The 13,887-nt window shown below is 38.4% G+C and carries 14 protein-coding genes and 1 riboswitch; of the genes, 6 read left to right on the forward strand and 8 right to left on the reverse strand.

Annotation, left to right across the window (positions count from 1 at the left end; translation table 11 throughout):
• A riboswitch (guanidine-I (ykkC/yxkD leader) is annotated at nucleotides 1-95 on the forward strand.
• 126 nt (nucleotides 96-221) lie between these two features.
• Both MKY80_RS05975 and MKY80_RS05980 read left to right on the forward strand, forming a co-directional pair.
• A complete protein-coding gene (locus tag MKY80_RS05975) occupies nucleotides 222-563 on the forward strand; it encodes a multidrug efflux SMR transporter (protein ID WP_342532345.1) in 342 nt (113 codons plus the stop codon).
• Nucleotides 563-877 (forward strand): multidrug efflux SMR transporter, encoded by a 315-nt coding sequence (locus MKY80_RS05980; protein WP_008174577.1) that lies wholly within the window; start codon nucleotides 563-565, stop codon nucleotides 875-877. The genes MKY80_RS05975 and MKY80_RS05980 overlap by 1 nt, the downstream gene beginning before the upstream one ends.
• Before the next feature lie 56 nt (nucleotides 878-933).
• Here MKY80_RS05980 and MKY80_RS05985 read toward each other — a convergent pair whose 3' ends face one another.
• From MKY80_RS05985 to MKY80_RS06000, 4 genes are all read right to left on the reverse strand, one after another.
• Nucleotides 934-1,812 (reverse strand): glycine betaine ABC transporter substrate-binding protein, encoded by an 879-nt coding sequence (locus tag MKY80_RS05985; protein WP_008174572.1) that lies wholly within the window; start codon nucleotides 1,810-1,812, stop codon nucleotides 934-936.
• Nucleotides 1,813-1,880: 68 nt separating this feature from the next.
• Nucleotides 1,881-2,735 carry a proline/glycine betaine ABC transporter permease gene (locus MKY80_RS05990; protein ID WP_008174570.1) on the reverse strand — a complete coding sequence of 285 codons (855 nt, stop codon included), beginning with the start codon at nucleotides 2,733-2,735 and terminating at the stop codon, nucleotides 1,881-1,883.
• Nucleotides 2,728-3,927, reverse strand: a complete 1,200-nt coding sequence (locus MKY80_RS05995; RefSeq protein WP_008174567.1) for a glycine betaine/L-proline ABC transporter ATP-binding protein — start codon at nucleotides 3,925-3,927, stop codon at nucleotides 2,728-2,730. The genes MKY80_RS05990 and MKY80_RS05995 overlap by 8 nt, the downstream gene beginning before the upstream one ends.
• A 158-nt stretch (nucleotides 3,928-4,085) precedes the next feature.
• A complete protein-coding gene (locus tag MKY80_RS06000) occupies nucleotides 4,086-4,721 on the reverse strand; it encodes a TrkA C-terminal domain-containing protein (RefSeq protein ID WP_008174565.1) in 636 nt (211 codons plus the stop codon).
• A gap of 271 nt (nucleotides 4,722-4,992) precedes the next feature.
• Here MKY80_RS06000 and MKY80_RS06005 point away from each other — a divergent pair, with 271 nt between their 5' ends.
• From MKY80_RS06005 to MKY80_RS06020, 4 genes are read left to right on the forward strand one after another with little or no spacing between them, the layout of a single operon-like run.
• Nucleotides 4,993-5,724 carry a GTP cyclohydrolase II gene (locus tag MKY80_RS06005; RefSeq protein WP_008174564.1) on the forward strand — a complete coding sequence of 244 codons (732 nt, stop codon included), beginning with the start codon at nucleotides 4,993-4,995 and terminating at the stop codon, nucleotides 5,722-5,724.
• A 15-nt stretch (nucleotides 5,725-5,739) separates the two neighbouring features.
• Nucleotides 5,740-6,852: a bifunctional diaminohydroxyphosphoribosylaminopyrimidine deaminase/5-amino-6-(5-phosphoribosylamino)uracil reductase RibD gene (gene ribD / locus MKY80_RS06010; RefSeq protein WP_107921482.1), complete on the forward strand. Its 1,113-nt coding sequence runs from the start codon at nucleotides 5,740-5,742 to the stop codon at nucleotides 6,850-6,852.
• The gene (locus tag MKY80_RS06015; protein ID WP_107921481.1) at nucleotides 6,849-7,934 is read left to right on the forward strand and encodes an FAD-dependent monooxygenase; all 1,086 of its coding nucleotides are present in this window, start codon (nucleotides 6,849-6,851) and stop codon (nucleotides 7,932-7,934) included. Before ribD ends, MKY80_RS06015 begins: the two co-directional genes overlap by 4 nt.
• 16 nt (nucleotides 7,935-7,950) lie before the next feature.
• Nucleotides 7,951-8,514, forward strand: coding sequence for a hypothetical protein (locus MKY80_RS06020; RefSeq protein WP_008174559.1), 564 nt, complete (start codon nucleotides 7,951-7,953; stop codon nucleotides 8,512-8,514).
• Between the two features lie 214 nt (nucleotides 8,515-8,728).
• Here the strand turns inward: MKY80_RS06020 and solA are convergent, their stop codons facing one another.
• The 4 genes from solA to MKY80_RS06040 form a co-directional block, all read right to left on the reverse strand.
• The gene (gene solA, locus MKY80_RS06025; RefSeq protein ID WP_342532346.1) at nucleotides 8,729-9,847 is read right to left on the reverse strand and encodes an N-methyl-L-tryptophan oxidase; all 1,119 of its coding nucleotides are present in this window, start codon (nucleotides 9,845-9,847) and stop codon (nucleotides 8,729-8,731) included.
• Between the two features lie 127 nt (nucleotides 9,848-9,974).
• Complete coding sequence (locus MKY80_RS06030) at nucleotides 9,975-11,327, reverse strand: solute carrier family 23 protein (RefSeq protein WP_107921478.1); 1,353 nt, start codon at nucleotides 11,325-11,327, stop codon at nucleotides 9,975-9,977.
• A 51-nt stretch (nucleotides 11,328-11,378) separates the two neighbouring features.
• The gene (gene guaD / locus MKY80_RS06035) at nucleotides 11,379-12,746 is read right to left on the reverse strand and encodes a guanine deaminase (RefSeq protein WP_342532347.1); all 1,368 of its coding nucleotides are present in this window, start codon (nucleotides 12,744-12,746) and stop codon (nucleotides 11,379-11,381) included.
• A gap of 199 nt (nucleotides 12,747-12,945) precedes the next feature.
• Nucleotides 12,946-13,836 carry a LysR family transcriptional regulator gene (locus tag MKY80_RS06040; protein WP_107921477.1) on the reverse strand — a complete coding sequence of 297 codons (891 nt, stop codon included), beginning with the start codon at nucleotides 13,834-13,836 and terminating at the stop codon, nucleotides 12,946-12,948.
• Nucleotides 13,837-13,887: the final 51 nt, after the last annotated feature.

Consider the following 13,887-nt stretch of genomic DNA (forward strand, 5'->3'; position numbering starts at 1 on the left):
TGTAAAGTTTTCTAGGGTTCCGTAGCTGATGCTAGTCTGGTCCGAGAGAAAACCACAATTTTTTTGTGACACGGAGGGATAAAAGCCTGGGAGATACTGTCGATGGACAGTTTCTTCTAGGCTTTTTTCTTTGGCTAAAATCAGGTGATTTGGCGAAAGCTGAGAAAGGATAGTCATCTAGGTAGTCATTCATCGTGTCCTATAAAATGGAGGGATTTTTTATGAATAAGCATTGGTTAAGTGTCATTATCGCTGCTTGCTTTGAAGTAGGCTGGGTCATTGGTTTAAAGCATGCTTCAACTGTATGGGAATGGATAGGCACTGCAATTGCAATCTATGTTAGTTTTTATTTGCTTATTAAAGCGGGAGAGCATTTACCAGTTGGCACGGTATATGCAATTTTTGTAGGCTTAGGGACAGCGGGCACTGTATGCGCGGATAGTTTGCTGTTTGGAGAGCCATGGAAGCTAGCAAAAATACTATGTATTGTTGTTTTATTGGCAGGGGTTGTTGGCTTAAAGCTTGTGACAGGAGAGCCGAAGGAAAAAGAGGTGGCTGAATAATGGCGTGGATGGCATTAATAATTGCAGGCTTATGTGAGATGATGGGTGTCTATATGATTAGTAAATATAATAACGAAAAGAATAAAAAAAACTTGGGGTTATTGATATTTGCATTTACATTAAGCTTTGCAGGTCTTGCATATGCTATGGAAACCTTACCAATGGGTACTGCTTATGCAATTTGGACAGGGATAGGTGCGGCTGGAGGAGCCTTGCTAGGAATGTTCTTCTTTAATGAATCAAAGGATTGGAGAAGAGTTGTTTGTATAGTGCTTGTTTTAGGAGCAGCCGTCATGTTGAAAATATTGTCATAAAAGAGGCCTATAAAAAATGCACTTCCCGTTGAAAAAAGGAAGTGCATTTTTTTACATTATTTTTTTACATCTTTTGTCCATTCAGCTACTTTTTCTGGATTTGCTTCAATCCAATCTTTAGCAGCGTCTTTTGGATCCTTACCATCCATTACTTCTAGCATAACGCTTTCTAAATCTTCAGCTGTCCAGTGAAAGTTATCTAATACGGAATACACTTCAGGTAAATCCTCTTTTAAACCTTTACGAACAAAAGTATTGATTGTTTCTTCACCACCGAAAACACCTTTTGGATCTTCTAAATATTTAAGATCATATTTAGCAAATTTCCAGTGTGGTGACCAACCAGTAACAATAATTTCTTCCTTTTCTTTCAAAGCCTTAGCTAAAGAAGTAGTCATTGCACCAGACGAAGACGTAACAAAATTCCAATCTGCTAAACTATCATATTCATCTAATGCTTTCTCTGTTGCGGCTGTTATACCAGCGCCAGGCTCGATACCAGTAATTGTACGATCAGCCTCATCTGTTAAATCTTCAATAGAGTTTGCTTTCATATAGCTTGGTACAACTAAGCCAATTTTTGCGCCAGCAAGGTTTTCGCCCAGCTCATCTAATTTATCTTTATATTTTTCATATTGTGATTCATGTGTATGTGGTAACCATGCAGCGACCATGCCGTCTGCCTCGCCTTTAGAAACTGCTTCCCACATAATGGCATTATCCAAAGGAGTTAATGTCACATCATAGCCTAAATCTTCAAGGACTTGCCCCACTACATTTGTAGAGGCGATTTCAGTATCCCACTCTACATAGGCTAAGTTTACCTCCTTAGAATCACTATTTTTTCCAGAACCAGAGTCTCCTCCGCTACATGCAGCGAGCATGAAGCCTAAACCTAAAGCCATTCCTAATTTCGATAGTGTTTTCAGTTTCATCTAATCTCCCTTTCTGTACATCATTTCTATCTATTAAACTGCCTTCATGGCAAGAAAATAAACTAATTTTATAAGGCTTTCTTTTTATTAAAGCTTTGTGTTAAACGGTCAATAATAATAGCAAAAATAACTAAACCTAAACCTGCAACGAAACCATTCCCAACCTGTGTACGTTGTAGGGCTGTTAAGACTTCACGTCCTAAACCTGGAGCACCAATCATCGAGGCGATAACTACCATAGAAAGGGACAGCATTACAGTTTGGTTAATACCTGCCATAATCGTTGATTTAGCAAGTGGGATTTCTACTTTAAATAGTTTTTGACTAGCTGTACTACCATAAGAGTCTGCGGCTTCCACTAATTCTTTAGGTACCTGACGGATACCTAGGTTTGTCATGCGTACAGTTGGTGGCAAAGCAAAGATAACGGATGCGAAGACACCAGGTACAATTCCTATGCCGAAAAAGGCAACGGCAGGGATGAGGTAGACAAAGCCAGGCATTGTTTGCATGAAATCGAGTATTGGTTTAATAATACTTTCAGCGATTGTAGACTTCGACATTAGAATCCCAAGTGGAATACCGATGATGATGGAAATAATACTTGAAAAGATGACGAGCGTGGTTGTTTCCATCAGATTTGTCCAAAGACCTTGATTATAAATAAACAACAAGCCTATTAATGAAAATGAGGCAAGCCCGAATTTTTTACCAGTTGCATAAAAGGCAAAAACAACGACAAGTAATATTAAAATAATGGCTGGGATACTATTTAACAAATCAGTGACCTGATTCATGAGTAGTTTTCCAAATTGCTGAATCGAGTTAAAGAACGCTGAAAAATTACTCGTCAACCAGTCCATAGCTGATTCTACCCATGGAGCTAGTGGTATTGTTGGAATATTATCTAAAAAATTATTCATGTACATCGGCCTCCTCGTCACTCGTTGAAAGTGCTTGGATGACAACGCCTCTAATCAGCACACCAAGCAAGCGACCATCTTTTACGACGGCAATAGGAGTAGGTGAATTATAAATCATCCCTAATATATCCTGTAATAGCATGTCTGGTGGAACTGTTAACACCTCTGATTGCACAATGGAATGGACAGTTTGCTCTTGCTTCTTAGCAGAAGCTAATGCGTCGTCTGCTGTAATAAAGCCTTTTAAATGTCGGTTTTTGTCGACAGCCATTAATAAACTAACAGCCTCTTGTCGCATACGTTTTAGTGCTACTTTAGGGCCGTCTAAATCTACGTTGACATAAACAGGTCGCACCATGACATTTTCAGCCGTCAATACTTTAGAGCGGTCCACATCTTCCACGAATGTTTTGACATAATCATTCGCTGGATTGGTTAATATTTCTTCTCCCGTACCAATTTGAATGATAGAGCCATCCTTCATAATAGCGATTCGATCCCCAATGCGTAATGCTTCATTCAGATCATGAGTGATAAATAAAATTGTTTTTTTGACTTTTTGTTGTAGATCGAGTAGCTCATCTTGCATTTCTTTACGAATTAATGGGTCTAATGCTGAAAAAGCTTCATCCATTAATAAAATTTCAGGATCATTGGCAAGAGCACGCGCTAATCCAACACGTTGCTGCATACCACCTGATAATTGGCTTGGATATTGATCTTTATAAGCGAGTAATCCAGCATTTTCAAGAGCTTGCTCTGCTTTTGCTTGGCGTTCATCCTTTGAAATGCCTCGGATTTCAAGGCCGTATTCGGTGTTTTGAAGTAATGTACGATGAGGGAATAAACCGAAGTTTTGGAAAACCATGCTCATTTTGTTTCTTCTTACGGTCCGTAAACTTTCTTTACCCATTTTAGAAATATTTTCTCCATCGATATATATATTTCCGCTCGTTGGTTCAATAAGGCGGTTTAAGAGCCGTATTAATGTTGATTTACCACTTCCTGATAATCCCATGATAACGAAGATTTCTCCTTCGTTCACTGTAAAGCTTGCATCGTATACACCAACAGTTGCACCTGTTTCTTTTAAGATATCAGTTTTACTTTTTTGTTGCTTGACGAGTTCTAGTGCTTGGGGAATATGTTTGCCAAACACTTTTGATACGTGTTCTACTTTTAATTTTTCCATAGAAGCACTCCTTTCGTAGATTATTACTATTTGAAGATAGTGATACCCAAAAATAAACAAGTAACAACCTTACTGTAACAAAGGGTTGTTACTTTTGTCAAACCGACCAATAAGAAAAAAACCGCTTAAACGCTGTGATATCAGCGCTTAAACGGTTTTTAATTTGGGTATAAAAAGCTTTGTACTCTAGCGAAGCTTTCATCATTTCCAACAAAATAAATAATATCACCTTCTTCGAATGATACATAAGGACCAGGTGATAGTAATAATTCATTACCACGACGAATACCGACGATGGTACTTGATGTATTTTGCCAAAAATTTAAGGCTTGTACAGTTTGATGAATGCATGGACTTTCAGCAGTCATTTCTAATTGATAAGGAATAAATGGATTTACTGAACGGAAATGCTCCGTACGACTAATTAGCTGCTTTGCCTTGTCTTGTAAATTTATTAATTCATGCTGTTGCTTTTGAATACTAGTCAGAAGTTCATTTTGTATTTCATGAATGGATTGAACGTCATGAAATTGTCGGACAAAATGCGCTGCTTTTTCATACGACTTAATAATTACACCGCTACCTTTCGATGCCTCTACAATTTCTAAGTCTTGTAAGACAGCGATTGCTCTTCTCGCAGTCTCAGCAGACACATTATATTGACTTGCAAGAGAAGATCTTGCATATATTTTATCGCCGATGCGGTATTTTCTTTCTACGATTTTGGAGGCAAGGTCGATAGCGATTTGTTGATATTTTGGCTGCTTCAGTTGCACAGTTTTTTCTAAGTTCATTTTAAACTTCCTTTCGTCATTACAGGTACCACAGCTTATTATAGACTAGCCTGCACAGAAAAAATAGCATCTCCATAAGCTAGTAGTATATGATGAAAAAGTAATGCTAAAATTTTTGTATTTACTATTAAAAATCATAGGATAGTAGCTGTTGTTTGACACTTTTTAGTTATTATTATAAACTAAGTTACGTTATGTAAGTGTTGTGAAAATACATGTGCTCAGTTGGTGTTTTTAACCAACTGTTTCCTATAGAAGGTTGGAGATTAATATGACAATTACTACTAAAATTATGGACATAGTGAAAGATAAAATGACAGTTATAAAGCACACGAATACAGAAAATATTTGCCTAGTTGGTCCTGTGAATTTGCCTGTTAAACAAGGTGACTTTTCTGCTACATTTCAGTGGTATAACTGGCTTACAGTAGATGTGAATGTATCGAAAGAAGAAATCATTGATGGCTTAGCTACAGCCAATTTGGCTTTTTTACAGCAATCATCAGTTCTTGTATATGGTGATTTTACCCATTCAGAAGATGCTTTAATCCGCATGCATAGTATTTGTCACACTGGTGACATATTTGGCAGTCAGCGCTGTGATTGTGGCTATCAATTGCATGAATCTATGAAAATGATTGTAGAGCACGGCTGTGGAGCTATTTTTTATTTAGCTGATCATGAAGGGCGAGGCATCGGATTATTCTCTAAATCACTCGCTTATTTATTACAAGAAGAAGGGCTAGATACAGTAGAGGCAAACCATGCACTTGGCTTCCCTGACGATACACGTTCATATGAAGAAGCACTCGCAGTTTTAGCTACTCTACGTGCAAAGCCTGTGACACTTATTACAAATAATCCTAAAAAATTGGCTGCTTTACTGGCTCGAGGCTTAGCGGCAGAAGGGCATGTTCCTTTATGGGGTGGCTTAACGGAAACGAATCGTTTTTATTTGGAAACGAAGGTTGAGAAATCTGGACATTTACGAGAAAAACAATAAGTGGAGGTGGCGACCATGACTAATAAAGACGAAAAATACATGCAACTAGCTCTAGACCTAGCAGCTAGTGCAAAAGGCAATACAAACCCTAATCCACTTGTCGGGGCGGTAATTGTCAAAAATGACATTATTGTAGGTACTGGTTTACACAGAAAAGCAGGCGAACCACATGCAGAAGTTCATGCTTTTCGTATGGCTGGTGAACATGCAAAGAATGCTACACTATATGTCACGCTTGAACCTTGTTCACATTTTGGTAAAACGCCTCCTTGTGCGAATTTAGTGAAGGAATCTGGTGTTAGTCGAGTGGTGGTTGCCATGCAAGATCCTAATCCTACTGTAGCAGGTCGTGGCATTCAATTGCTACGCGATGCAGGTATAGCAGTGGAGGTCGGTGTTTTGGAGCAACAAGCACGCCGTTTAAATGAACGCTTTATCCATAATATGCTCACTAAAAGACCGTTTGTTATTTCAAAATTTGCTATGACTGTAGATGGGAAAATTGCTACGCATACAGGTCATTCTAAATGGGTAACAGGTGATGCTGCGCGTGAGGATGTTCACCATATTCGCCATGAGGTAGATGGTATTCTAGTTGGTGTTGGTACAGTCATCGCTGACAATCCGTCTTTAACAACAAGATTAAGCGAAGGCTATGGGAAAAACCCAACACGCATCATTATGGATAGTTTATTACGTTCACCATTAGATGCGAATGTGTTCAATACGGAAGAAGCCCCAACAATTCTTGTTTGCAGCAATGAGGTTAGCCAGGAAAAGGTCGATTCATTTACAGATAAAGGCCTTACAGTTTTACCTATAGAGAAGAACGAACGTGGGCTAAATATTGATGAAATGCTTGCAAGACTTTATGAACACGGCATTACAGATATTTTGCTAGAGGGTGGTAGTAAAGTGAATGCTTCATTTTTACAGCAAGGTGCCATTGACAAGTATGTGATTTATGTAGCGCCAAAGGTTCTAGGAGGGAATTTATCCTTAACGCCATTTGCGGGCGATAACCCCTCTTTCATGAATGAGGCATGGGATATTGAATTTGCCTCATTTGATAAGATAGGCGAGGATTTACGTATTATCGCTTATCCAAAGCAAGGTGAAGGAAATTGAACTATGAAGCGGATGTTTGTATAGTAGGGGCTGGACCAGCTGGTGCTCTTTTATCTTATTTACTAGTCAAAAAAGGGCTATCGGTCATTCTACTAGAGCAAAATGTGGTCCTAGGTAAGTCTTTTCGTGGCGAACATTTAAATGAAGAAGGCGAGGCTGTTTTAAAAAGTCATCAACTTTTCGAAGCAGTCGAGTCGCTCGGCTTACTACGTATGGAAAAGCTAGAATATTATGCAGATGGTAATGCCTTTAAAACAATTTTTCCTAATGACTCTGTCGGCCATCTAGGAATTCATGTTCCTCAAGCTAATCTATTAAAAGGAATTTTACAAAAAACGCTGCTATTTTCTCACTTTACTTGCCTGCTACATACGAAGGTAACGGAGCTCATCCAGGACGCATCAGGTAATTATAAAGGCGTAATCGCCATAAAAGATGGAACAACCATAAAGATCAATAGTCAACTAATAATCGGTGCTGATGGACGCTATTCTACGATTCGTAAGGCAGCACATATTGATGTTCAAAAACAAAAACATGGCTTTGACTTATTATGGGCTAAAATTCCAGCTCCTTCAGACTGGGAGCCCTCTATTAAAATGGCATTAATCGGAGATAAGCAACTATCATTGTTCACGCAAGCTGGTGGCTTTATTCAAATTGGGTGGAATATTGAACAGGGGAGCTATCCACAGCTCAGAAAACAATCATTTATACCTTTTATCCAACAGCTTACGACGCAATTTCCCGCATTATCTGAGCCAGTAAAGGAACATATTCAGTCTTGGAAAGATTTTGTGCTATTAGATGTTTTCAGCTGCCTCTGTAACTGTTGGGGTACGAAAGGTCTTGTGCTATTAGGCGATGCGGTTCATACGATGACGCCAACCGGAGCATTTGGCCTGAACAGTGCGTTAAAAGATGCTGATTGTTTGGCGTCTCTATTAGATAAGGAATCATTAGCTCATTTTAATGTTCAAGATTTTCAGCATATGCGAAAGCAAGCTATTGAGGATGTCTTAGCAGTACAAATAGAGAGGGAACAAACTTTTTCTGCTCATTTTGTCAATAGAGCATCATGAAAGGAAGTAACACCTAATGAAATTTGGTTTTGACATTGATGATACACTAATAGATTTACGGGCACATGCCTTTGCTATTTACAATAAAAAAATGGGAAAAAATATTCCGATTGATATTTTTCATACGCTAAAAAGAGTTGAAATTCATGAGCCATTTGGCTTATCAGATGCAGAGGGAGCAGCGATGTGGAACAGTTCATTAGAAGAGATTTATTTTACGAACTGTCCTTCTTTTGAAGGGTCATTAAAAATGCTACAAGCTTTAGCGGAGCATGGCCATGATATTTACTACATTACCTCTCGTCCGAAGCAATTTTGTACGCAAACAAAAGAATGGATGGGAGCACAAGGATTTCCAATAAAAGAGGGCCATTTTTTCTGTGGTATGCAAGATGCAGAGAAGGTAGCGATTATAAAAGATCTTGCTTTAGATGTTTATGTAGATGATAAACCAGCAGTGCTGGAGACACTTCACAATATACAGACAAAAGTAGTGTTAAAAAATCAATCGTATAATCAGCATGTTGAGTTACCAAGATTGCATCATTGGCAGGATTTTTTAGCACTTATTGAAGCGTAAGATTCTCTATATGGATGAACCCCAAATTATAGTGACTGATAAAGTTACTATCATTTGGGGTTCTTTTTAGTCTAATAAAAATGAAATAGTAGATTGATTTAGAATGAATTAAAGTAACGTCGCTTATTTCCAGGACTGAAATTGCCGCCTTACGTTCCCATCTGCTTTTATGATGAAGCATCCAATTAATGCCGTTTCCCACATGTATCCAAAATTAATGGAATCGACTAAGGTGGAAGCGTGTTAGATCCTGCTGACATTCACCATATAACGTTAATTCTGCGAGAGCTTCTCCAACAGCACTGCTAAATTTAAAGCCATGACCTGAAAAACCTGCCGCGATTATAATATTTTGATGAGTAGGTAAGAAATCAATGATGAAGTCTTCATCTGGCGTCATGGAATATTTGCATGTTTTCCCGTATTTTAATGCGCCATGCCGAGGCATAAATTGCTGAATAAAATGTTGTAAATCTGCACGATCCTTGTCATCGAATGGATGAAGAGGCATATTTGGATTTATTTCTTCGCCACCATCATGTCGACCTAGCTTTAGTCCTGCACCATCAATGCTAGGGAAGCCATAGTAAGAGGAATCGGCGAATTCAAAGCAATAGGCTGGAAAGACCTCTTCACTATAAAGCTCTTCATCCGCTTCGAACCATGCAAAGGTTTTTCGCGTTGGTGTAACAGGGAGGGAGATATCCAACGTTTGCAGTAGCTCAGTTGCCCATGCCCCAGCAGTGACAATTAATTGCTTTGTTTCATAGACTTGATTGGCCGTTTGAACTTGCACCATTTCTCCCGCTTGGATGCTAACAACTTTTTCATTTGTTTGTAAGCGTGCCCCAGCTTCCAAAGCTAGCTTTTTATAGGCTCGAATACATGCTTCAACTCGAAGGACACCAGCTGTCGGCTCAAAGCAGGCCACTAAATTAGCTGGTAAAGATAATCCAGACCATTTGTTCATGGCTTCAGCTGCTGAATAGTGTTCGAGTGCTAATTCATGAAGTGTAGCACTGGCTCTTACATTTTGAATAAAACTGCAGGTTGGTTCTCCGATATTTACTACACCAGTTTGTAAAAATAAGTTTTCATCTGCTAAAGATTCGAGCTCCTGCCATAGCTCCCCAGCTCTTTTCACGAAAGGTACATAGCTAGCTCCCTCCCCATAGGCAAAGCGAATAATTCTTGTCTCTCCATGATGGCTACCTTCCTCATGTGGGGGATCAAAAGCATCCAGCAACAAGACATTTTTTCCTGCCTTCGCTAAATAATAACCTGCCGCCATCCCCATAGAGCCTGCCCCAACTATAATGACATCATATACCATAATAATCCCTACTTTTTTGCTCAAGTATAACAGATTGCTAGAAAATGAAACAGAAATTTTCGAAAAATTAAAAAAGCACAACCCTCGCTCACTAATAGTGAAAGTGGGTTGTGCATGAAATTGTTGATTATTTTGAGCGTGGTAATATTTTATTGAGGATAATGGCTACAAGTGCAGCTGTGGCAATTGGTGAGCCGAATAAATATTGAACAGTTGTCGGTAATGAATACAAGAAATCATCTGGTAATAATGTCAATGCTAACGTTAAAATAACTGGAATAGCAATCACATACATTTCCTTTTCGCCAATATGTTCATTTTTCATGACCTGTAAACCACTAATAGCAATGATGCCGCAAACAATGACAAATACTCCTCCAATGACAGCCGAGGGAATGGCTGAAATGAGAGCGGCTAATTTACCAGAGAAGCCAAAAACAATAAACCAAATACCCGCAGCGATAAATACGCGACGACTGGCAATTCCTGTAATGGAAATTACCCCTGCATTTGTTGAGTAACCAGTTACTGGTGTAGAACCTAGTAATGAAGCAATAAAACAGCCAATCCCTTCACCGACAACACCTCGATTAATTTGCTGATCCGTTAAAGGTTTATCGATAACATTACTAATAGCAAACCATGTTCCTGTTGTTTCCGCCATTAAGACAATATAAATAATGACCATTGTAATAATGGCAGAAATATTAAAGCTAAAGCTGAAATCCGCGAATGGAATTTGAGGCATACTAAACCATTTTGCTTGTGAAACAGCTGATAAATCTAAAACTCCCATCCTATTTGCAGCAATACTACCAACTATTAAAGCAATAATAACGGAGCCAATACGGAATAGACGCCCCTTTTGATGGAAGACTGTACCTAGCATTACACAAATCATTAGGACTACTGCTGATATCAATGCTAAATAAATATTTTGTTGAATGGATGCACCTGCTCCATTAAAAATATTATCGCTTAAACCGACAGGCATTAACGATAGACCAACAACAAAAATAATTGTTCCCCCTACAATTGGCGGAATAAATGTTTGTACAATTTTATTGAAGATACCTGTGTAGCCTAAAATAATTACTAAAATGGCACCAACTAAGCTTGCGCCTAATATTGTGCTCCACCCTAAATCCCCACTGCCACTGGCTGCGTAAATACCAACGATTGCTCCTAGTGGAACATAGGAAGGGCCCTGCGCCATTGGTAATTTCATACAGAAATGTGTTTGTATAATAGTTGCAAGCCCTGCAGCAATAAAGGTTGATTGGATTAATGCACTGGCTTGACCAGTTTGTAAGCCAATTAGCATGGCGATTAAAAATGGGACAACGTAAACATCCATTGCCATGACATGCTGTAAACCTAGTAACGCTGATTGACCAATCGAAACTTTTTCATCTGGCAGTACGGTTAATTTGGTTGTTTTTCTCGTTGTATTAGTTAGTTTGCTATGTTGCGTTTCCACGAAAATGTGCACCTCATATTGATAAATTTTTAATAGACAGTTGATGAATCATTAGTCCCTAGAATGAACTTTATTCCCTTGGACCCAAACCTCACGGATATTTTCAGGACGGACAAGATACATCATTTTTTGGAAAATATCGTGTAATGCTTCTTGGCTATCGAAAATCGGAAGTTTTGCAGAATGGGTCTTTGTATCAATGATTTGTACATCCCATGTATAGTTTTCCTGTAAACGACCAATTGGAAGGCTTAAGCTTTCACCGCCACCAGCTGTCGCTAGATAAAAGGCTTCATTAATCGTAATACGTGAATTTGGAACACCACGTTTATTGGCTGCGATTGCTGTATCTACCCCATCTTCAAGCATTCTCGATGACATGACAGCTTGTCTTGCATTATCGAAAAGGCTAGGGGAAAATCCACCAGATATATCTGAACCTAATCCAATATCAACGCCTAGTGCATGGAAACGGGCAATGGGAATAACGCTATTTGCAAAATAGGCATTAGATATTGGGCAATGACTGATAGCTGTGCCTGTCTCAGCAAATAAACGTGCATCATCATCGCTTAGGAAATTACAATGGGCCATAACAGATTTTTCGCCTAATAAACCAAAATCATGGAGAGCCTCAGCATCATTTTTATGGAATCTTTCCTTGACGTAGCCATGTTCCCAATCACTTTCACTACAGTGAGATTGGATATGTGTATTGTATTTTGCTGCTAATTCCCCTAAGCCCTTTAAAGCATGGTCGGTACAACTTGGAATGAAGCGAGGAGTGACAACAGGATATACACCTTGCTTAGTTGTCTTTGCTAAATCCTTAACAGCTAAAATGAATTCTTCTGTATCAGCAAGAGCTGTTTGTGTAGTAGCATCTCGGTAAAAATGAGGATTTTGTTCAGGATCATCCATCACCACTTTTCCGACTAATCCTCGTTGCCCCTTTTCAGCACAAATTTTTGCTAAAAGAATACTAGCCTCTTTATGAACCGTCGCAAAATATAAGGATGTTGTAGTGCCGTTAGCAAGGAGTGTGCTCACTAAATCTTCGTAAACCTCTTGAGCAAATACTAAATCCGAAAATTTTGATTCGATAGGGAAGGTATATGTGTTCAACCAATCATAAAGTGGTATGTCTAAAGCTGTACCAGATTGCGCCCATTGTGGTGCATGTACATGCAAGTCGACAAATCCTGGTAAGAAATATTGACCTTCATCTAATGGATGAAAATGTTTATGGTGTTGGTATGTAGTTAATAGTTGTTGGTAATCAACATGTTCAGGAGAGACTGTTTTTTCAATCATGCCATCTGCATTAATGAAAAATAAATAATCTTTTAAAATCTGAACTTCAGTAGCAGATTTACTAGTAAAAGCTGTTCCTTTGAAAATTTGCGTATATTCAGCCATAAAAACCACCTTAATGTTCGTTTATTGATAATAACACGGATTATTATAGGCTATTTAAACTATTAAGTCTATAAAAAAACGAATAATAATAGGGAGTGGTTAGTGGTAAAAAAATGGCTCAGCCTACATTTTTACAGCTTTGACAGACGCTGAAAGATAGAAAAAGGCACTCTTTTTTGATGCTAGAGTGCCTTTTTTTCTAAGAAGTTGTTTCATGAATGATATGAAGAAAGTTATTAAATGAAGAAGAATGAGGTTGTTCATTTTTCCGTGTACAAAGATAAACTGGGCGCTGAATGTCAATATTTTCAATAAACACTCGTGCTATTTGTTGCTGATGGATAAAGCTGGATGCTGCTATGGATGGGGCAAGCATCGTCCCGAAACCAGCTGCAATTGCATGAATGGACTCATTGATTCCATCTAGTTGTAGTCCCACTTTAGGTGGGGGTATCTTATGTACTTTACATAATGCATTTAAATATTCCTTTGTGGAGCTACCATCTTCTCTTGTGACAAAGGGCTGTTGCATGAGTTCGGAAAGTGAAACCGTTTGACCGGCTAATGAGTGATTGTATGGCACAATAAACCAATAATCTAAATTCATCAGAAATTGGTAATGAATATCAGGGTGATGACCATCTTCTTTAACGATAAAGGCTAAATCTGCTTTATAATGGAGTAACTCCTCTATTACTTGCTGTGAATTAGCTGTTTTTAAATGAATATGCGTAGTTGGGTAGACTTGTTTAAAATGGGCTAATAATTTAGGTAATAAAAAATGAGAGGGCACATGTGTGGAAGCAATTTGTAATTCCTCATGGCCTGTATTTTTTAACTGTTCTACTTTATTTTCGATATCTATTTCTAAATCAAATAAGCGCTGTGCTTGTTTATATAAAAAGGCACCGCTCTGAGTTAGTGTAATACCTCTACCTTTCGATTCTAGCAATGTTAAACCTAGTTCTTTTTCTAAATTTCGAATTTGAATGGTTACAGCGGGCTGACTAATCATAAGGGCTTGCGCAGCTTTGGAAACACTATTGAGCTCGGCTACCTTTGTAAATAACCGCAGTGCATGTAGATTCATGATAGACACACCTTTTATAAATTATTTTTATGCATTTATATAGATTATATA

This window comes from Lysinibacillus sp. FSL R5-0849 (genome assembly GCF_038595075.1).
Lineage (GTDB): Bacteria > Bacillota > Bacilli > Bacillales_A > Planococcaceae > Lysinibacillus > Lysinibacillus fusiformis.

Coding starts and splice junctions, on each gene's coding strand:
- MKY80_RS05975 (WP_342532345.1), top strand. CDS start 222: ATGAATAAGCATTGGTTAAGTGTCATTATCGCTGCTTGCTTTGAAGTA.
- MKY80_RS05980 (WP_008174577.1), top strand. CDS start 563: ATGGCGTGGATGGCATTAATAATTGCAGGCTTATGTGAGATGATGGGT.
- MKY80_RS05985 (WP_008174572.1), bottom strand. CDS start 1,812: ATGAAACTGAAAACACTATCGAAATTAGGAATGGCTTTAGGTTTAGGC.
- MKY80_RS05990 (WP_008174570.1), bottom strand. CDS start 2,735: ATGAATAATTTTTTAGATAATATTCCAACAATACCACTAGCTCCATGG.
- MKY80_RS05995 (WP_008174567.1), bottom strand. CDS start 3,927: ATGGAAAAATTAAAAGTAGAACACGTATCAAAAGTGTTTGGCAAACAT.
- MKY80_RS06000 (WP_008174565.1), bottom strand. CDS start 4,721: ATGAACTTAGAAAAAACTGTGCAACTGAAGCAGCCAAAATATCAACAA.
- MKY80_RS06005 (WP_008174564.1), top strand. CDS start 4,993: ATGACAATTACTACTAAAATTATGGACATAGTGAAAGATAAAATGACA.
- ribD (WP_107921482.1), top strand. CDS start 5,740: ATGACTAATAAAGACGAAAAATACATGCAACTAGCTCTAGACCTAGCA.
- MKY80_RS06020 (WP_008174559.1), top strand. CDS start 7,951: ATGAAATTTGGTTTTGACATTGATGATACACTAATAGATTTACGGGCA.
- solA (WP_342532346.1), bottom strand. CDS start 9,847: ATGGTATATGATGTCATTATAGTTGGGGCAGGCTCTATGGGGATGGCG.
- guaD (WP_342532347.1), bottom strand. CDS start 12,746: ATGGCTGAATATACGCAAATTTTCAAAGGAACAGCTTTTACTAGTAAA.
- MKY80_RS06040 (WP_107921477.1), bottom strand. CDS start 13,836: ATGAATCTACATGCACTGCGGTTATTTACAAAGGTAGCCGAGCTCAAT.